The organism is Streptomyces sp. NPDC085927 (assembly GCF_044540975.1).
In the GTDB taxonomy this organism is placed as follows: Bacteria; Actinomycetota; Actinomycetes; order Streptomycetales; family Streptomycetaceae; genus Streptomyces; species Streptomyces hirsutus.
In genome coordinates, this window is the sequence record NZ_JBITSN010000001.1 from 234,623 (window position 1) to 252,304 (window position 17,682).

The window sequence follows — 17,682 nt, forward strand, 5'->3', positions numbered from 1 at the left end:
GGGTGCTACGGCACCGGCCGACGGTGCAGGGCACTGCGGACCAGGTCGGCGACACCGCCCTCGGCCGGCGGCGCGGCGATGCAGGACAGGGCGAGGCGCACCACCAGTTCACAGAGGCGGGCCAGCTCCGCGGTCTCGGCCGTCCCGGGCACGCCGGGGCCGGTCAGGACGGCCACCGCGCGGTCGCGGACGAGCGCGACGAGGTCACCGGGGGAGGGCAGCGGGCCGTCGGCGCGGCGCTGGGCGGGGACGACGGAGCCGGACCGGACCGGTGACAGGGCCGGGAAGGGCAGGCGCTCGCTCCAGCAGCCGGTGAGCATGGCCCGCACGAGGGCGTTGCGGCGGGCCGCGGCTGCGGTCCACTCGGCCGCCGCCGCGAGCCGGTCGCGGGGGTCGTCGTGGACCGTGAGGGCGCGGTCGACACCGGCGAGGTAGCCGTCGGCCTCCCTGCGGACCAGGGCCCTGGCGAGCCCCTCCTTGCTGCCGAACTCGTTGTAGAGCGTCTGCCGGGACACTCCGGCCGCCGCGGCCACGTCCACCATCCGTACCGCGGACCACGGGCGGCACGCGAGGGCCGCGTAAGCGGCGTCCAGCAGAGATTCCCGCGCTGCAGGCATCATCGCCTCCCTCGGGGCGGGCGAGCGGCTCTGCGCCTCAGATTTGACGTGCCGTCGGGCGCTGTCAAGGGTTCGCGTGGGGTGCGGAGCCCCGGTGCCCGCGCGGTGTGCGGGCTTCTGGCCCGCACACGGGCCGCAAGCCCCCTGTGGCCCTGGCCCCACCTCGGCAGATACGGTTCGTTGCATGCCCGACTACCTTGATGACCTGCGTCTCGCCCACGTTCTCGCGGACGCCGCCGACGCCGCGACGATGGACCGGTTCAAGGCCCTCGACCTCAAGGTGGAGACCAAACCCGACATGACGCCGGTGACCGAGGCGGACAAGGGCGCGGAGGACATCGTCCGCGGTCACCTCCAGCGCGCCCGTCCGAGGGACGCGGTGCTCGGCGAGGAGTACGGGGTGGAGGGCACGGGGCCGCGGCGCTGGGTGATCGACCCGATCGACGGCACCAAGAACTACGTGCGCGGCGTTCCCGTCTGGGCCACGCTGATCTCCCTGATGGAGGCCGGTGAGGGGGGCTTCCAGCCCGTCGTCGGTCTCGTCTCGGCTCCCGCGCTCGGCCGCCGCTGGTGGGCGGCGAAGGGCCACGGCGCCTACAGCGGCCGCAGCCTGTCCTCGGCCTCCCGGCTCCAGGTCTCCCGGGTCTCCAAGCTGGCCGACGCCTCGTTCGCGTACTCCTCGCTCAGCGGCTGGGAGGGGCAGGGGCGTCTGGACGGCTTCCTGGATCTCACCCGCGAGGTGTGGCGTACGCGCGCGTACGGCGACTTCTGGCCGTACATGATGGTCGCCGAGGGGTCGGTCGACATGTGCGCCGAGCCGGAGCTGTCGCTCTGGGACATGGCCGCCCCCGCGATCGTCGTCACCGAGGCCGGCGGCAGTTTCACCGGACTCGACGGCCACCCCGGACCGCACAGCGGCAACGCGGCCGCCTCGAACGGCCTGCTGCACGACGAGCTGCTGGGCTACCTCAACCAGCGTTACTAGCGCTGCCGACGCTCAACGGCCTCCTCGGCCTCGTCGGCGTCCCCGATGGCACCGTCGGCAGCGCTGTCGGCGCCCCAGGGCGTACGAAATCCGCGCGCGAGGCCTGCGCGCGCCCTCGATCCGCCGCACACGCCCTCTTGTTGACCCGGACTTTGCCTGCGACTCTGAGGACCCGCCCACTTGTGAACTTGTGAAACCGTGAACCAGTGGACCGCTCCGGCGTCCGACGGCACGGTTTCCGGTAGGAGGTGGCTCCATCCCATGCTCGTCCGCGACGCCATGAGCACGGTGGTCCTCACCATCGGCCCCGCCCACACTCTCCGCCAGGCCGCCGTTCTGATGTCCGCCCGCCGCGTCGGAGCGGCAGTGGTCCTCGATCCCGACGGCATCGGCATCGGCATCCTCACCGAACGGGACGTCCTCAACTCCCTGGGCCTGGGACAGGACCCGGACTCCGAGCGCGCCCACGCCCACACCACCACCGACGTCGTCTTCGCCGACCCGTCCTGGACGCTCGAGGACGCCGCCCACGCCATGACCCACGGCGGCTTCCGTCATCTGATCGTCCTGGAGCGGGGCGAGCCCGCGGGCATCGTCTCGGTGCGTGACATCATCCGCTGCTGGGTTCCCGCACGACGCCAGGCCGCCCAGCACACACCGGCGTGACCGCCGCGCCGGGACCCGCTCGGCACGCGAGACGGGCCGGGCTCCCCGTGAGGGAGCCCGGCCCGTCGCCACGACAAGCGGTCCAGCGCTGGAATCAGCCGCGAAGGGCCTGGACCGCGGCCTCCAGCCGCTTGCCGAAGTCCTCGTCCGCCTGGCGGAAGTTGTTGATCGCGCGCTCGGCGATGTCGACGCGCGTGACCCCTGAGATGGCGCCCGCCAGGTTGTCGACCAGGCGCACCTTCTCCTCCTCGCTCATCAGCCGGTAGAGGTTGCCCGCCTGCACGAAGTCGTTGTCCTCGGCGTGGGACGGCGTGACCGTCTCGCCGGTGACACCGGTCACCGCGATGGGCTCCCACAGCGGACGGTTGGTCTGGACCGGACCGTCGAAGCTGTTCGGCTCGTAGTTCTTCGCACCCTTGTGGCGGCCGTCGTACAGGTGGCCGTCACGGGAGTAGGTGCGCGCCTCGGTGGCGTGCGGGCGGTTGACCGGCAGGTGGTCGGCGTTGATGCCGACGCGGTACCGGTGGGCGTCCGCGTAGGAGAAGATGCGGCCCTGGAGCATCTTGTCCGGGGACGGCCCGATGCCGGGCACGAAGTGACCGGGGCTGAAGATGGACTGCTCGACCTCGGCGAAGATGTTCTCCGGGTTGCGGTTGAGCTCCAGCTTGCCGAACTCGATGACCGGGTAGTCCGCGTGCGGCCAGACCTTGGTCAGGTCGAACGGGTTGAAGCGGTACGTCGCGGCCTCGGCCGCCGGCATGATCTGCACGCCCACGGTCCAGGACGGGAACTCGCCCCGCTCGATGGCCTCCCGCAGGTCACGCTGGTGCGAGTCGGGGTCCTTGCCCGCGAGGACCTCGGCCTCCTCGGCGGTGAGGTTCTTGATGCCCTGGTCGGTCTTGAAGTGGTACTTGACCCAGAAGACCTCGCCGGCCTCGTTGTTCCACTGGTAGGTGTGGGAACCGAAGCCGTCCATGTGGCGGTAGGACGCCGGAATGCCGCGGTCACCGAACAGCCAGGTCACCTGGTGCGTGGACTCGGGCGACAGGCCCCAGAAGTCGAAGACGTTGTCCGCCTCCTGCGAGCCCGTGTACGGGTCGCGCTTCTGCGTGTGGATGAAGTCGGGGAACTTGATGGCGTCCCGGATGAAGAACACCGGGGTGTTGTTGCCGACGAGGTCGTAGTTGCCCTCTTCGGTGTAGAACTTCAGCGCGAAACCGCGCGGGTCGCGCACGGCGTCCGGGGCACCCAGGTTTCCGGCCACGGTCGAGAAGCGCTGGAAGACCTCGGTCTCCTTGCCCACCTCGGAGAGGAACTTGGCCCTGGTGTACTTCGTCACGTCGGCGGTGACCGTGAAGGTCCCGTAGGCACCGGCGCCGCGGGCGTGCACCACGCGCTCCGGAATGCGCTCACGGTTGAAGTGGGCCAGCTTCTCCAGAAGCAGCTGGTCCTGAACAAGCACCGGCCCGCCGACGCCGGCGCTCTCGCTGTTCTGATTGTCGGATACCGGAGCTCCGGCCTCCGTGGTGAGTGGTCCCTGCGTCACGTGCGCCTCCTGGGCGGTTCCAGCCAACTGCGTCCCTTGGTCAAAGTCATCTCCGATCCTACAATGGACAATGTCTAAGTCAAGCAAGGCTCCAAAGTCACACTCATTCGAACCTGCTTCCTCCTAGCTGTTAGGCTGGTGTTCATGAGCGACCTTCTGGAACGACTGCGCGGACGTGGCTGGCGGATGACCGCACAGCGTCGTGTGGTGGCCGAGGTCCTCGACGGCGATCACGTCCATCTGACGGCCGACGAGGTGCACGCCCGAGCCGTCACCAAGCTGCCCGAGATCTCCCGGGCGACCGTCTACAACACGCTGGGCGAGCTGGTCACGATCGGCGAGGTGCTGGAGGTCTCCACGGACAAGCGGGCCAAGCGCTACGACCCGAACGCCCACCGGCCGCATCACCACCTGGTGTGCGGGCAGTGCGGCGCCATCCGTGACGTGCATCCGGTCGGCAACCCGCTGGCCGACCTCCCCGACGCGGAGCGCTTCGGCTTCACGGTCTCGGGCGTCGAGATGACGTACCGCGGTGTCTGCCCGAACTGCGCGACGGCGTAACGGCAGCACCCACCCTCTTTCGCACACACGCGCGACGAAGCCCCGGCACCATTGATGCCGGGGCTTCGTCGCGCGATGTCCGGACGCGCGGACGCGTAGAGGTGCGGACGCGTGGGCCCGTGCATGCACCGAGGGCCGGAACCCTTTCGGATTCCGGCCCTCGGCCTTCAGTAGCGGGGACAGGATTTGAACCTGCGACCTCTGGGTTATGAGCCCAGCGAGCTACCGAGCTGCTCCACCCCGCGTCGATGAATGCAACGTTACGTCAAGGATGCGGACGGAGGCAAATCCCTTTCGGGGCGGCCGTACGCCGCGGAGGTGCGGCGTACGGCCGCCCCGCCCCGGGCGCGCGGTCACGCGGTCACGCGGAGAGTTCCTCGCGGAGGGCGTCGCGCAGGCGGGTCGCGCGCTCCGTCACCGCCGTCGGGCCCAGTGCCGCCGCGCGGTCGGCCCAGCTCTGGCCCTCGGCGAGTTCGCCCCGGCGCGCGTAGACCAGGGCGAGCCGCAGGGCGGCACGTCCGTGCCCGGCGTCGGCCGCACGGGCCCACCACACGGCCGCCTCGGGCTCGCTGCCCTCCCGGGCCAGCAGCAGGCCCAGGTTGAACGCGCCGTTGCGGGAGCCGGCCTCGGCCGCCTCGCGGTACCAGCGGGCCGCCTCGACCACGTCGCCACGGGCCGCGGCGAGCATGCCGACCCGCACCTGTGCACGCCGGTGGCCCTGCAGGGCGGCGCGCTCGTACCACTCCTCGCACTCGCTGCGCCGGTTCACCGGCTCGCCCAGCTCGTGCGCCGGCTCCGGCGGACGGCGGGCGTCCAGCACGGCCGCCAGACGGTAGGCGGCCTCGGCGCTGCCGCCGCCCGCCGCGCACCGCAGGAACCGCTCCGCCTCGCCCTCGTCCCCGTCGCGCAGCCGGGCCATGCCGACCTGGAGCGCGGCCTCCGTGTGCCCGGCGCCCGCCGCCCGCTCGTACCAGCGCAGTGCGGCCGTCTCCTCGTCCCGGCCGGCGTGCAGGATGCCGAGGTTGAAGGCGGCGTCCACGCTGCCCGCCTCCGCCGCCTTGGAGAACCAGGGCTCCGCGCCCTTCTCGTCGCCGGCCGTCAGCAGCAGGATCGCCAGCGCGTTGGCCGCCTCGCGGTGACCGGCGTAGGCGGCGCGGCGGTACCACTGCTCGGCCGGCGCGGTCCGGCCCTGTTCGGCACAGAGCAGCCCGAGGTTGTACGCGCCGTTGACGTCGCCCGCGTCCATCGCGGCCCGGTACCAGCGTTCGGCGGTCTGGGTCTCGCCGCGCTCGGCGTGCAGGGCGCCCAGCGCGTTGGCGGCGTTGCCGTCGCCGTCCTGGGCGGCGCGCAGCCACCACACGGCGGCGTTCTCGGTGTCACCGGCGTCGCGCAGCAGGAACCCGAGCGCGCAGGCGGCCCGTGCCTCCCCGTCCTTGGCGGACATCAGGTACCAGCGGCCGGCCTCCTTGAGCTGGCCGCGCTTCTCCAGGATCACGCCGAGGTACAGCGCGGCCCTGCGGTGCCCCCGCGCGGCGGCCTGCCGGTACCACTGCTCGGCCTCCTCCACGAACGGGACGGTGTCGTCGCCGGTCTCCCGGGCGGCCTTCCGGTCCAGCGTCCTCGCCAGCCGGTAGGCCGCTTCCCGGTGTCCCCGCTCGGCGGCCGCCCGCATCCAGCGCTCGGCACCGGCCGCGTCCCCGCGGTGTTCCAGCAGGTCGGCGAGTGCGTAGGCGCCCAGGGCGTGGTCCTGCTCGGCGGACTGGCGCAGCCAGTACTCGGCGGCGGGTTCGTCGCCACGCTCGCGGTGGTGCCGGCCGAGCGCGTGCGCCGCCGGGGCCGAGCCGGCGACAGCGGCGATCCGCCACCATCCCGCGGCCTCCTCCGGATAGCCGCGCTGGAACAGGAGGACACCCAGGTTGTTGGCGGCGGCACGGTCGCCCGCGGCGGTGGCGGCACGCAGGTGGGGTTCGGCTCCGGCGAGGTCACCGCGGCGCAGCAGCATGGCACCGAGGACGCTCATCGCCTCGACGTCGCCGGCCTCGGCAGCGAGCCGCCGGCGCAGTTCCTCGGCCGCCTCGTCGGCGGCCTCCGCGGTCTCGTCGCGAGGTTCCCCCCGAGGGGAGGGCTGCTCAATACGTCCTGTCTCGAACAGAGTTGTCCTGTCCCCCATAACATCCATCGTCGCACCACCTGCAACCTGGGTACACCTGGTATGCCGCAGTCAGTGAGGTCACTTCAGCGTTTTGTCGACATGCCCACAGAGAGACAAGTGAAACACAGATCCGCCAACTCCCGTCGCCGGCGCGGCCGTCACATGTCCCGGCACATGCGTTCGCACACCACAAAGGCCCGGATTCCTTGAGGAATCCGGGCCTTTGCTGTCGCCGACTTCGCGACTTCAGTAGCGGGGACAGGATTTGAACCTGCGACCTCTGGGTTATGAGCCCAGCGAGCTACCGAGCTGCTCCACCCCGCGCCGTTGTGTGTAGAACCGTACCACGGCGCGAGGTGGGCCTTTGACCAGCCGACTTGCTAACTGCTCGGGCTCGGGTTGGGGCTGGGACTGCTGTCCGACGCGCCCGAGCCGCCTCCGCCGTCCCCGGCCTGGGCCTCCTCGGCCCTGCGCAAGGCCGCCTCGAGGTCCTTCTGCGCCTGGCCGTAGGCTTCCCAGTCGTTCTTCTGCAAGGCTTCCTGGCCGGCCTCGAAGGCCTCCTGGGCGTCGTTCAGGGCCTCTTGGACCGTCGGGTTGTCGGATGTCGGCGGCTTGGTGGTGCCTTCGTCCTCGCCGGATCCTTCGCCCTCGCCCCCCGGGGGCTCGGTGGCCGGGCCCTCGGCTCCGAAGACCTTGTCGAGGGCCTGCTCCAGGGTGTCCTCGAAGGCGGTCTGGCCTCCGTAGGTCACCAGCACCTTCCGCAGCAGCGGGTACTTCAGTCCGCCACCGCGCACGTAGACCGGCTCCACGTACAGCAGTCCGCCGTCGAGCGGGACGGCCAGCAGGTTGCCGTACTCCACTTCGGAGTCGCCGCCCCTCAGCAGCCTGATCGACTCCGCGATGTCCTGCTCGGAGTTGAACTGGCTCTGGACCTGTTTGGGTCCGGCGGCCGTGGTGCTCGTCGGCAGTTTCAGAACTCTGATCTTGCCGTACCCCTCGCTGCCCGCCTCGGCGTCGACCGCCATGAACGCGCTGAGGTTGTCACGGCCGTTCGGAGTGAACGTCGTGGTGAGCGAGAAGGCCTGTTCCTTCTGGTCGGGCATCCTCATGCTCTGGTAGTACGGCGGTACCGCGTCGCCCGTCTTGTTCGTCGGGTCGTCCGGCACCTGCCACACCTCGCTGCCGCTGAGGAACGTGGTGGCGTCCTTCACGTGGTAGCGGGTCAGCAGTTCGCGCTGCACCTTGAACAGGTCCTGCGGGTACCGCAGGTGGTCCATCAGGCCGCTGGAGATCTCGCTCTTCGGCTCCACCGTGTCCGGGAACGCCTTCATCCACGTCTTCAGGACGGGATCCTGGGTGTCCCACTGGTAGAGCTCGACCTCGCCGCTGTACGCGTCGACGGTCGCCTTCACCGAGTTGCGGATGTAGTTGACCCGGTTCTCCTGGGCCACCACCGCGCGGTTGTCGTTGGTGGCGGTCAGCGAGTCGGCCGTGGTGTCACCGAGGGTCGTCCGCGACGCGTACGGGTAGCCGTTGGTGGTCGTGTAGGCGTCGACGATCCACTGGATCCGGCCGTCCACCACCGCGGGGTAGGCGTCGCCGTCGATGGTCAGCCACGGGGCGACCGCCTCGACACGCTCCTTGGGTGTGCGGTTGTACAGAATCCGCGAGCCCTCGCCGATGGCACCGGAGTACAGGATCTGCGGTTCGCTGAACGCCGCGGCGTAGGCGGCCCGGTTGATCGGGTTGGCGAGGTTGACCCCGCTGTCGCCCTTGTAACTGGTCGTCTTCTCGCCGCTGTCGTCGGAGTAGTCGATCTCCTTCTGGGGACCGCCGACGATCGAGTACGTCGTCGTCCGCTCGCCGTAGTAGACGCGCTGCTCGTACGTACCGAGGTCGCCCTTGGACGGCAGGTCGTACTCGGTGAAGACCGGACGGCCGTCGTCGGAACTGGTGCCCTTGGCGGCGACGGCACCGTATCCGTGGGTGTAACGGAAGTGGTCGTTGATCCAGTTCCGCTTCGGGATGCCGTTGAGGTTGATCTCGCGCAGACCGATGACGGTGTCCTGCTCCGCGCCGGTCTTGGGATCGGGATAGCGGTCCACGTCCAGGTTGGTCGGGAACGCGTAGTAGTTCCTGATCTGCTGGAGCTGCTGGAACGTCGGCGAGACGATGTTCGGGTCCATGATCCGGATGCTCGCCGTCTCGGAGACCTGGTCCCGGAGCTTGGTCTTGTCCTTGGTCTGGCTGGTCCCCGGGTACTCGTCGACCTGGGCGTCGTCGATGCCGTAGGCATCACGCGTCGCCTTGAGGTTCTTCTCGACGTACGGCGCTTCCTTGGCCTGCTCGTTCGGCTGGACCTGGAACTTCTGCACGATCGCCGGGTACAGGCCGCCGATGAGGATCGCCGACAGCACCATCAGGCCGAAGCCGATCACGGGCAGCTGCCAGGTACGCCGCCACAGGGTGGCGAAGAACAGCAGCGCGCAGATGACGGCGATGCAGAACAGGATCGTCTTCGCCGGCAGATAGGCGTTGGCGTCGACGTACCGCAGACCGGTCCAGTTGTCGGTCGCCTTGAAGTCGCTGGACTTGACCGCCAGGCCGTACCGGTCGAGCCAGTACGCGACCGCCTTCAGGGCGACGAAGATGCCGAGGAGCACCGAAAGGTGCCCGGTGGCCGCGGCCGTGGCGCGCGCGCCGGGGCTGGTGACCCGCAGGCCGCCGTACAGGTAGTGGGTGAGCGCGGCGGCGATCAGCGACAGGATGGTGGCCGCGAAGCCGAACCCGAGCAGGAACCGGTACCAGGGCAGGTCGAAGGCGTAGAACGCGACGTCGAGCTTGAACTGCGGGTCCTTCTTGCCGAACGGCACGCCGTTGACCCACATCAGCCAGGTGCGCCACTGGCCCGAGGCCGAGGCACCGGCGATCAGCCCCAGCAGCGCGGTGATACCGAGAAGCAGCCACTTCTTGTACGGGGCGATGCCCATCCGGTACCGGTCGAGGTTCTGCTGCTCCATCGACATGGCGCTCAGCGGCGGCCTCATCCGGTGTGCCAGCCAGATGTTGAAGCCGACCGCGAGGGCCATCAGCAGACCGAAGACGAAGAAGAGTCCGATCTTGGTCCACAGGGTCGTCGTGAACACCGACGAGTAGTCGACCGAGCGGTACCACAGCCAGTCGGTCCAGAACCCCGCGAACATGGTGAACACCATGCCGAGGACGGCCAGGACGCCCAGTGTCATGAGCAGGGTCCGGACCCGCCGGGACGGGCGGCCCACTCTCATCCGTGGCCCTGTCGGGCCTCCGCCACGGTCCGGCATCTGGAAAGCCAAGGTAGGCACCTCGAAGTTCGGTGTCGATTCGTCAGGTCCGCGAGTTCGTGGACCGTGTGTGGGCCCCCTTGTTCACGGGCCCACACCTATGCAACTTACTCACCCTTTACTCGGTTCCCGATTTCGGCCCTCAACGAGAGAGGATTGTGACCATGTCCAACACACCCATGGCGGCGAGCCCGCTCACCCGGGCCGTGCTCGAGATCGACGAGTACGTCTCCGGCCTCGGCTGGGACCAGCCCGCCCGTCTCTTCGCCCTCGTAGACACCGCACGGCTGCGCGCCGAGCAGCCCTCCCTCGCGGACCGGCTCGGTCCGGGCGACGAGCAGGAGACGACGGCCCTCACCCCGATCGAGCAGGACGCAATTCCAACGGGCAAGCCGCTCGACGAGTTCCTGGGCACCATCGCCTGGCCCGACTCGGTGGCCGGCTGCGCCCTGACCGTGGAGCGTCTGATGCTGCCGCCGTCCGCGGAGGCCCAGGTTCCGCAGGATCTGGACGAGGCCGCGCTGGCGGCGTGGGTGGCGAAGCACCCGGAGCGCCAGGAGGTCCGCATGACGGTCGCGGTGCTGCGCAACGGTGCCCGCGATTCCGCCTTGCGGCTGCGGGCGAAGGACTCGCCGACGGAGGTCCTCACCGGTTCCGCCCTGGTGCCGGGTCTGGCGGAGGCCCTGACGGCGACGTTCGAGGCGTAGCCCTCAGAAGGTGTGGCGAGCGGTCCGCCCGGTCAGGAGGCCGCACACGTCGGCAGGTCGGCGGTGTCGCCGGAGTCGAGGTCCTTCAGGGCACCGAGGGCGTCGTGGATGGTGTCCACCTTGATGAGCGTGAGACCCTCGGGGGTGTCCGCGGAGGCGGCCGCGCAGTTGTCGGCGGGTGTGAGGAAGTACTCGGCGCCCTTGGCACGCGCGCCGACCGTCTTCATCTCGATCCCGCCGATCGGCCCGACCTTGCCGGCGTCGTCGATGGTGCCGGTGCCGGCGACGAACTTGCCGCCGGTCAGGCTGCCCGGGGTGAGCTTGTCGTAGATGCCGAGCGCGAACATCAGACCGGCGCTCGGCCCGCCGACGTCGGCGAGCTCGATGTCGATGGTGAACGGGAAGGTGTGATCGGTTCCGGCGGCGATCCCGACGACGGCGCGTTCGTCCCCGGCGTCGTCGGAGGCCGTGGTGGTGATCGTGATCTCCTCGGTCCGCTTCGGTGCCCGGTTCTCCTTCTCGGCGGCGGCCTGCTCCTTGGCGGGCACGATCGTGAAGTCGACGTCCTCGCCGGGCTTGTGCTTGGTCACCAGCTCGGCGACGTCGGCCGGCTCGCGCACCACGCTGCCGTCGACGCTCTTGATCACGTCACCGGCGTGCAGCTTGCCCTCGGCGGGCGAGTCCTTGACGACCGTGGAGACGATCACCCAGGACTTCACCGGGACGTCGAGCTCCTTCAGGGCCACTACCTTGGCGCTCTCCTGGGACTGGCTGAACTCCTCGGCGTTCTCCTGCGTGGACTGCTCCTCCGTCTTGCCGTCGGGGTAGAGCGTGTCGTGCGGCACGACCTTGTTGTCGTGCGCGAGCCATCCGTAGACGGCCTCGACCAGGTTCATCCGGTAGTCGGCGCTCGTGACCCGCACCGTGGTCATGTTGAGGTTGCCGTCGGTCGGATAGGTCTTGCGCCCGTCGATCCGCAGCACCGGCTCGCCGTCGTGGTCGCCCAGAGTGTTCACCGTCGGCCCCGGGGACATCTCCGCGTACGGCACGGGGAGGAACACACCCGCGCACAGAAGCACGATCAGCATGAGGGTGGAGGCGAGCATCGTCGCGGTGCGGCGTGGCATGCACCGACAGTACGGGACGGGCCTGTCAGCGCACTGTCAGGGCCGCCCGTCCGGGCAGCCCTGACCTTGTCCTACGCCGGTGACGTGCCGTTTTCGGTCCTAGGGCCGGAGCTCTTCCTCCGAAGGCCGGGGCCTCTCCATGGCCTCGCGGAACCGGGCGTAACCGATGAGCTCGGGGCCGTCGCTCCGCACCCGGCGAGTCCGACTGGCCCAACTGCCCCACAGTCCCGCGCCGACCGCGGCCATAAACGGAATCAGCAACCAGGCAAGTGCCGCCATGCCGACCTCCCATCCCCATGAGCGTCCGCGACTGACTGATCAGCAGATTAACCATCCGCAGTGACAACGCTCATACCCAGGGTGCGGTTACGCAAGCGGAGTGCAGCGGGGAACAGAGATCCGGGAACGGGAGCGACGGACGGGTTCCGAGGGCGTCCGGCCGACGGCCCGCCCTCCCGTCGCCCGGCCACCACCCCTCAACGACGCCGCTACGCGCCGGCCCACTCTCCCGTCGCCCGGCCACCACCCCTCAACGACGCCGCTACGCGCCCACCCATTCTTCTGTACCGTCGGAGAACTTCTGGTGCTTCCAGATGGGCACCTCGTGCTTGAGGTCGTCGATCAGCTTCCGGCAGGCCTCGAAGGCCTCGCCCCGGTGCGCGCATGACACACCGACGACGACGGCGAGATCCCCGACCTCGAGGTCCCCCACCCGGTGCACGGCCGCCAGCGCCCGCACGGGGTACTCGGCGACGACCTTCTCGGCGATCCGCCGCATCTCGTCCTCGGCATTCGGGTGACACGAATACCCCAGCTCGTCGACGTCGGTCCCGCCGTCGTGATTGCGCACGGTCCCCACGAACAGTGCCGTCCCGCCGGCCGCGTCGTCGCCGACGGCCCGGAAGACCTCGTCCACGGACAGCGGCGCGTCCCGGATCGCGATCAGCTTGACCGGGTCCTGCGTGGCCTGCTCACCGGGGTGATCCTTCATGGATGCCATGCACTCCATCGTGCCCCACGGCCCCGACACCGCGGAAGCACCCTCGGGGCTCCGCAGCGACCGTCGCCGGGAGGATCCGCCCCTCCTCAGATCCGCCGCCGGGCCTTCCGCGCCCGCCGCACCACCGCGGCCGCGCCCAGCAGGGCCACGGTCGCTCCCGCGGCGCCCGCCGCCGTCGCGTCCTTGCGCCCGAGCCGCCGCCCGACGACCGTGTGCCGGCCGGAGACCTCCTCCAGGAGCTCGGCCAGCACCTGCTCGTTCGTGTAGGCGGGCCGCCACCCGGCCTCGTGCAGCCGGCTCCCGCTGACCACCCAGGGATGCATCGTGTACGCCAGGTCCCCTGCCGGGGACGGGGTGAGCCCGATCCGGTGCAGCCGGGCCGCCGCGCCCAGCGCGACCGCCGACGGCAGCTCCATCCGCCGGATCCCGCTGAGCTCCTCGACCTCCTCCTGCTCCAGCCATCCGTCGCACCCGACGGCCAGCTCTCCGTCGACTTCCTCCCGGACGGCGTACTCCAGGGCGCTGCACAGATCGTCGACGTGGCAGAACTGCCACGCGGGCCGTGATCCGGCCACCACGAGCAGCCGGGGCGACTCGAAATACCTGGTCAGCGCGGTGTCGGTGCCGCCGACGAGGACAGCGGGCCGTACGACCGTGACATTGAGTCCGGGGTGCGCGCGGGGCGCCCTGCGCGCGAGCCGCTCGATCTCCAGGAGGTCGCCCACGCCGGTGGCCTCGGCGGTGGCCCGCAGCTCCGCGTCCTCGGACAGCGGCAGCTCGTTGTCCGGGAGCGCCCCGTAGACCATCGTCGAGGTGCACAGCACGACCCGGCGCACTCCGGCCGCCGCGGCGGCGGTCAGTACGGTCTGCGTCCCGCGGACGTTGTAGGCCGTCCGGGCGGCGGCGTCGCCCTCCAGGTCGAGGTCGAGCGCCAGGTGCACCACGACGTCGGCCCCGCGCAGTCGTTCCGCGATGGCCGGATCCCGCACGTCCAGGATGTGCCACTGCGCCTCGGCGCAGTCGCCGCGGCGCTCGTCGATGGCGATGACCTGCTTGATCTCCTCCGAGGCGGCGAGCCGCTCGGTGAGCAGCGCGCCGACCCCGGAGGCTGCGCCGGTGACCGCGACGACGGGCCCCCGCGCGGGCGACGAGCGGGGTGACCGGTTTCGCGCTGCGCGAACCTGTGGATCTGGGGAACTCACCGGGCGTCTCCAGCGGTTGTCTTCAGTAAGAGCGCATGCGAAGCATGTGTACCAGGTGGCATCCATCCTGCCGCAGGCCTTCTGTCGGCGAAGCATCGAGGCTCGAACCGCCTCAGGTGTCTACGCTGGGTGGTGTTGTCGGGCAGCCGTGCCGCCGGAAAGAACCGGTGGCCCTATCAGCCGAGGAATCCCGTGAGTGACACCCCATTCGGATTCGGCCTTCCGCCGGAGGAGCCGGACGACGGCGACGAGGGCAAGAAGAAGGACCAGCAGAGCGGTGGTGGTCAGGACCCGGCCAACCCGTTCGGTTTCGGCACGCCCGGAGCCGGCGGCTTCGGCGCTCCCGGCGCGGACAATCCGTTCGCCGCGATGTTCGGTTCCCTGAACCCCAACGACCTGGGCGCCGCGTTCCAGCAGCTCGGCCAGATGCTCTCCTACGAGGGCGGGCCGGTGAACTGGGACATGGCCAAGCAGATCGCCCGCCAGACGGTGTCCCAGGGCACCGCCGACGGCACGAAGGACGCGAGCGTCGGCCCCGCCGAGCGCAGGGCCGTCGACGAGGCCGTCCGGCTGGCCGACCTGTGGCTGGACGACGCCACCTCGCTGCCGTCCGGTGCGGCCTCCTCCGTGGCCTGGAGCCGCGCGGAGTGGGTCGAGGCGACACTGCCGGCGTGGCGGGAGCTCGTGGACCCGGTCGCCGAGCGCGTCGGCACCGCGATGGGCGACGTACTGCCGGAGGAGATGCAGGCCATGGCGGGCCCGCTGATCGGCATGATGCGCTCGATGGGCGGCGCCATGTTCGGCACGCAGATCGGCCAGGCGGTCGGCATGCTGGCCGGTGAGGTCGTCGGTTCCACCGACATCGGCCTGCCGCTCGGCCCGGCGGGCAGGGCCGCGCTGCTGCCGGTGAACATCGCGGCGTTCGGCAAGGACCTGGGCGTCCCGCAGGAGGAGGTGCGGCTGTATCTCGCCCTGCGTGAGGCCGCCCACCAGCGCCTGTTCGCGCATGTGCCGTGGCTGCGCTCGCACCTGTTCGGTGCCGTCGACGGCTATGCGCGCGGGATCAAGGTCGACACCGCCAAGCTGGAGGACGTGGTCGGCCAGTTCGATCCGCAGAACCCGGAGCAGCTCCAGGAAGCTCTTCAGCAGGGCATGTTCCAGCCGGAGGACACCCCGCAGCAGAAGACGGCACTGGCCCGTCTCGAGACGGCGCTGGCCCTCGTCGAGGGCTGGGTGGACGCCGTGGTGCACACGGCGGCGAAGCCCCGCCTGTCGTCGGCGGACGCGCTGCGCGAGACGCTGCGCCGCCGCCGCGCCTCGGGCGGCCCCGCGGAGCAGACGTTCGCCACGCTGATCGGCCTGGAGCTGCGCCCGCGCCGGCTGCGCGACGCCTCGCGGCTGTGGGCCTCGCTCACGGACGCGCGCGGTGTCGACGGGCGGGACGCCCTGTGGGCCCACCCGGACATGCTGCCGACGGCCACCGACCTGGACGACCCGGACGGCTTCGTGCACCGCGAGCAGATCGACTTCTCCGAGCTGGACAAGATGCTCGGCGAGGCGGCCGGCAAGCACGACCTCGGCAAGCGGAGCAAGGACGAGGACACCACCGGGGACGGCGGCGAGGGAAAGACCGACGGCGGCGAAAACGACGACCGCAAGGGTGACGGCACCGAGTGAGTCTGTACGACGACGCGGTTCTCGTACTCAAGGGGTACGAGAACCAGCCGGAGCTGCGCCAGGCATACCTGGACCACCTCGCCGCACATCCGGACGGCATGTGGAAGGCCTGTCACGCGGGTCATCTCACCGCCAGCGCCCTCGTGGTCGACCCCGGGCGCGGCCGGGTGCTGCTGACCCTGCACCGGAAGCTGCGGATGTGGCTACAGATGGGCGGGCACTGCGAGCCGGGCGACCCGTCGCTGACGGCGGCGGCTCTGCGGGAGGCCACCGAGGAGTCGGGCATCGCGGGGCTGACCCTCCTGGCGGGCGGACCGGTGCGCCTGGACCGGCACGCGATCCCCTCACCCTGCCACTGGCACTTCGACGTCCAGTACGCGGCCGTGGCCGCTCCCGATGCCGCGCACACCATCAGCGACGAGTCGCTCGACCTGCGCTGGTTCCCGTACGACGAGGTGGCTGAGGTGGCGGATGCCTCGGTCGTCCGTCTTCTGGAGGCGACCCTGACCCGGCTGGGCACCTGATCCGCGGGGCCGGCCGGCACCCGGCTGTTCCACGGACACGGGAAGCGGACCGGCACCCGGCTGTTCCTCGGACACGGGTGAGGGCGACCGCTCGGCGGTCGCCCTCACCCGTTGTGTCTCCGGACGCCGGTCAGCTCCAGACGTTGCCCTGGTTCTGTCCGCGGGCGCCCTGCTGTCCCATGCCGTACTGCGCGGCGATGCCGGACCCGATCTGGGCGTTCTGCGGCGGCAGCAGCTCGCTGGGCTGAACGAGCGCGAAGCCGCTGCCCATGAAACTGAGCTCCCAGCCCTCGCCGGTGTTGCCGCGGCGCCGCCACACCCCGGAGGAGTGCGTCTGGGCCTGCAGCTGCACGCGCAGCCCCGTGGACCAGGCGACGATCGCGTCGGCGTCGCAGTTGACGTACTTGTCCGGCGTCACCTGCATCAGCAACGGCATACCGGAGGTCATCAGGGCGACCTTGCCCTGACCGGTGATGTTGAGCTGGTACTTCCCCGAGCCGGAGATGCCGTACATGCTGTCGACGGCGATGACCTCGTGATGCAGCGAGGAGTCCATGGCGAGCACGTAGCTGCTGTCGACGGTCAGCCCCTCATGGTCCACGTCCATGACATGGATGTGCTGGGCGAGGTTGGCGAAGTAGACCGTGCCCTGCCCGTGGCAGCGCATCAGGTCCAGTCCCTCGCCGGTGTGCGAACGGCTGCGTGCCTGGCCGCGGCTCTGGTACTCGGCGTCGAACTCGACGAGTCCCTGGTAGGCGATCATGCTGCCCTTGCGGGCGAGGATGTCGTCGTGCCCTCCCAGAGCGACCCGGAGCATCTGCTTGTTCTGCAGGCTCCAGCGTTCCTGGGTCTGCTGGTCGTTGAAGGCGAAAAGCGGGCTCTGCATGGTGTGGTTGCTCCCCCTCAGCCCCGGACCCGGAGACGGTCGGTGCTGTCCTCGCTGGGCTGGACGACGACGATGCCCTGACCGGAGAACGCCATCTGGTAGGCCTCGCCGCTGCCGCGGCCGATCAGAGACTGCGCCCGGAAGCTGCGCTTGCCCTTCACCTTGAGGTTCGGGGACCAGGCGACCAGGGCGTCCGGGTCGACGTACGTCTCGTCGTCACCGCCGCCGCAGTCGACGACGATCGGCTCGCCCCGGGAGGTCAGCGCGACCCAGCCCTGCCCTGAGATCTTGGTGTTCCACAGGCCCTGACCGGCGAACTTCGCCAGGCCCTTCACCCGCTCCACGCCCCAGGTCAGGCCGGCGTCGAAGGCGAGCAGGTTGGTGGCGTTGACGGAGATGCCTTCGCCGTTGAGGTTGAGCACGACGACGTTCGCCCCGTAGTCGGCGAGGTAGAGCAGGCCGTCGCCGGAGCACTTCATCAGCGGGGCGCCCTCCCCGGTGGCCCAGTCCCGGGCGATCTGGCGCACGGCCGGCGGGTTGGGCTCGTACTGGATGAACCCTTCGTAGGCGATCATCGACCCGACGCGCGCGAGGAGGTCGTTCCCGGTCTGCATGGCGACCTTGAGCATGTGATCGCCGTGGTTCTCCATGCGCGCGGTGACCGGTGCGGGGGCGTAGCCCGCGAGTGGCTGGTTCATGACGGGCTCCC

At 70.3% G+C, this 17,682-nt stretch carries 16 protein-coding genes and 2 tRNA genes; 6 read left to right on the forward strand and 12 right to left on the reverse strand.

The annotated features are described in order from the left end of the window. Nucleotides 1-5 precede the first annotated feature (5 nt). Entirely contained in the window at nt 6-620 is a 615-nt protein-coding gene (locus ACIF80_RS01155) for a TetR/AcrR family transcriptional regulator (RefSeq protein ID WP_399797790.1), read from the reverse strand. A 181-nt stretch (nt 621-801) separates the two neighbouring features. Here ACIF80_RS01155 and hisN point away from each other — a divergent pair, with 181 nt between their 5' ends. Both hisN and ACIF80_RS01165 read left to right on the forward strand, forming a co-directional pair. Next, nucleotides 802-1,602: a histidinol-phosphatase gene (gene hisN, locus ACIF80_RS01160; protein WP_399797793.1), complete on the forward strand. Its 801-nt coding sequence runs from the start codon at nt 802-804 to the stop codon at nt 1,600-1,602. A gap of 261 nt (nt 1,603-1,863) precedes the next feature. After that, on the forward strand, nt 1,864-2,268 hold the full coding sequence (locus ACIF80_RS01165) for a cyclic nucleotide-binding/CBS domain-containing protein (protein WP_399797796.1): 405 nt from the start codon (nt 1,864-1,866) through the stop codon (nt 2,266-2,268). A gap of 94 nt (nt 2,269-2,362) precedes the next feature. Here ACIF80_RS01165 and ACIF80_RS01170 read toward each other — a convergent pair whose 3' ends face one another. Beyond that, nucleotides 2,363-3,814, reverse strand: a complete 1,452-nt coding sequence (locus ACIF80_RS01170) for a catalase (protein WP_399797798.1) — start codon at nt 3,812-3,814, stop codon at nt 2,363-2,365. A 144-nt stretch (nt 3,815-3,958) separates the two neighbouring features. On the opposite strand from ACIF80_RS01170, the gene ACIF80_RS01175 reads away from it, so the two are divergent. Continuing rightward, the gene (locus ACIF80_RS01175; RefSeq protein ID WP_055604801.1) at nt 3,959-4,375 is read left to right on the forward strand and encodes a Fur family transcriptional regulator; all 417 of its coding nucleotides are present in this window, start codon (nt 3,959-3,961) and stop codon (nt 4,373-4,375) included. A gap of 171 nt (nt 4,376-4,546) precedes the next feature. Here the strand turns inward: ACIF80_RS01175 and ACIF80_RS01180 are convergent. The 4 genes from ACIF80_RS01180 to ACIF80_RS01195 all read right to left on the reverse strand — a co-directional run bounded on the left by ACIF80_RS01180 (nt 4,547) and on the right by ACIF80_RS01195 (nt 9,850). Continuing rightward, nucleotides 4,547-4,620: transfer RNA gene (locus ACIF80_RS01180), tRNA-Met, on the reverse strand. A 116-nt stretch (nt 4,621-4,736) separates the two neighbouring features. Next, nucleotides 4,737-6,554 (reverse strand): tetratricopeptide repeat protein, encoded by a 1,818-nt coding sequence (locus ACIF80_RS01185; protein ID WP_399797801.1) that lies wholly within the window; start codon nt 6,552-6,554, stop codon nt 4,737-4,739. Between the two features lie 223 nt (nt 6,555-6,777). Beyond that, nucleotides 6,778-6,851 (reverse strand) — tRNA-Met (locus ACIF80_RS01190). Nucleotides 6,852-6,907: 56 nt separating this feature from the next. Further along, a complete protein-coding gene (locus tag ACIF80_RS01195; protein ID WP_399799360.1) occupies nt 6,908-9,850 on the reverse strand; it encodes a UPF0182 family protein in 2,943 nt (980 codons plus the stop codon). A 164-nt stretch (nt 9,851-10,014) separates the two neighbouring features. Between ACIF80_RS01195 and ACIF80_RS01200 the strand changes: the two genes are divergently transcribed. Next, nucleotides 10,015-10,557, forward strand: a complete 543-nt coding sequence (locus tag ACIF80_RS01200) for a PPA1309 family protein (protein WP_399797803.1) — start codon at nt 10,015-10,017, stop codon at nt 10,555-10,557. Between the two features lie 32 nt (nt 10,558-10,589). On the opposite strand, the gene ACIF80_RS01205 is transcribed toward ACIF80_RS01200, so the two are convergent. The 4 genes from ACIF80_RS01205 to ACIF80_RS01220 form a co-directional block, all read right to left on the reverse strand. After that, complete coding sequence (locus tag ACIF80_RS01205; RefSeq protein WP_399797806.1) at nt 10,590-11,684, reverse strand: PDZ domain-containing protein; 1,095 nt, start codon at nt 11,682-11,684, stop codon at nt 10,590-10,592. A 99-nt stretch (nt 11,685-11,783) separates the two neighbouring features. Next, complete coding sequence (locus ACIF80_RS01210; protein ID WP_399797808.1) at nt 11,784-11,963, reverse strand: hypothetical protein; 180 nt, start codon at nt 11,961-11,963, stop codon at nt 11,784-11,786. 262 nt (nt 11,964-12,225) lie between these two features. After that, nucleotides 12,226-12,684, reverse strand: a complete 459-nt coding sequence (locus ACIF80_RS01215) for a molybdenum cofactor biosynthesis protein MoaE (RefSeq protein ID WP_399797811.1) — start codon at nt 12,682-12,684, stop codon at nt 12,226-12,228. Nucleotides 12,685-12,770: 86 nt separating this feature from the next. After that, nucleotides 12,771-13,886, reverse strand: coding sequence for an SDR family oxidoreductase (locus tag ACIF80_RS01220; protein ID WP_399797814.1), 1,116 nt, complete (start codon nt 13,884-13,886; stop codon nt 12,771-12,773). A 192-nt stretch (nt 13,887-14,078) separates the two neighbouring features. On the opposite strand from ACIF80_RS01220, the gene ACIF80_RS01225 reads away from it, so the two are divergent. Both ACIF80_RS01225 and ACIF80_RS01230 read left to right on the forward strand, forming a co-directional pair. After that, nucleotides 14,079-15,563 carry a zinc-dependent metalloprotease gene (locus ACIF80_RS01225; protein WP_399797817.1) on the forward strand — a complete coding sequence of 495 codons (1,485 nt, stop codon included), beginning with the start codon at nt 14,079-14,081 and terminating at the stop codon, nt 15,561-15,563. Next, complete coding sequence (locus ACIF80_RS01230) at nt 15,560-16,087, forward strand: NUDIX hydrolase (protein WP_399797819.1); 528 nt, start codon at nt 15,560-15,562, stop codon at nt 16,085-16,087. The genes ACIF80_RS01225 and ACIF80_RS01230 overlap by 4 nt, the downstream gene beginning before the upstream one ends. Before the next feature lie 130 nt (nt 16,088-16,217). On the opposite strand, the gene ACIF80_RS01235 is transcribed toward ACIF80_RS01230, so the two are convergent. Continuing rightward, nucleotides 16,218-16,973 (reverse strand): AIM24 family protein, encoded by a 756-nt coding sequence (locus ACIF80_RS01235; RefSeq protein WP_399797820.1) that lies wholly within the window; start codon nt 16,971-16,973, stop codon nt 16,218-16,220. Between the two features lie 17 nt (nt 16,974-16,990). Next, nucleotides 16,991-17,671, reverse strand: a complete 681-nt coding sequence (locus ACIF80_RS01240; protein ID WP_399797823.1) for an AIM24 family protein — start codon at nt 17,669-17,671, stop codon at nt 16,991-16,993. Nucleotides 17,672-17,682 lie beyond the last annotated feature (11 nt).

What these genes read in the sequence shown, in the direction of transcription:
- ACIF80_RS01155 (WP_399797790.1), bottom strand. Translation starts at nt 620, where the DNA reads ATGATGCCTGCAGCGCGGGAATCTCTGCTGGACGCCGCTTACGCGGCC.
- hisN (WP_399797793.1), top strand. Translation starts at nt 802, where the DNA reads ATGCCCGACTACCTTGATGACCTGCGTCTCGCCCACGTTCTCGCGGAC.
- ACIF80_RS01165 (WP_399797796.1), top strand. Translation starts at nt 1,864, where the DNA reads ATGCTCGTCCGCGACGCCATGAGCACGGTGGTCCTCACCATCGGCCCC.
- ACIF80_RS01175 (WP_055604801.1), top strand. Translation starts at nt 3,959, where the DNA reads ATGAGCGACCTTCTGGAACGACTGCGCGGACGTGGCTGGCGGATGACC.
- ACIF80_RS01185 (WP_399797801.1), bottom strand. Translation starts at nt 6,554, where the DNA reads ATGGATGTTATGGGGGACAGGACAACTCTGTTCGAGACAGGACGTATT.
- ACIF80_RS01195 (WP_399799360.1), bottom strand. Translation starts at nt 9,850, where the DNA reads ATGCCGGACCGTGGCGGAGGCCCGACAGGGCCACGGATGAGAGTGGGC.
- ACIF80_RS01200 (WP_399797803.1), top strand. Translation starts at nt 10,015, where the DNA reads ATGTCCAACACACCCATGGCGGCGAGCCCGCTCACCCGGGCCGTGCTC.
- ACIF80_RS01205 (WP_399797806.1), bottom strand. Translation starts at nt 11,684, where the DNA reads ATGCCACGCCGCACCGCGACGATGCTCGCCTCCACCCTCATGCTGATC.
- ACIF80_RS01210 (WP_399797808.1), bottom strand. Translation starts at nt 11,963, where the DNA reads ATGGCGGCACTTGCCTGGTTGCTGATTCCGTTTATGGCCGCGGTCGGC.
- ACIF80_RS01215 (WP_399797811.1), bottom strand. Translation starts at nt 12,684, where the DNA reads ATGGCATCCATGAAGGATCACCCCGGTGAGCAGGCCACGCAGGACCCG.
- ACIF80_RS01235 (WP_399797820.1), bottom strand. Translation starts at nt 16,973, where the DNA reads ATGCAGAGCCCGCTTTTCGCCTTCAACGACCAGCAGACCCAGGAACGC.
- ACIF80_RS01240 (WP_399797823.1), bottom strand. Translation starts at nt 17,671, where the DNA reads ATGAACCAGCCACTCGCGGGCTACGCCCCCGCACCGGTCACCGCGCGC.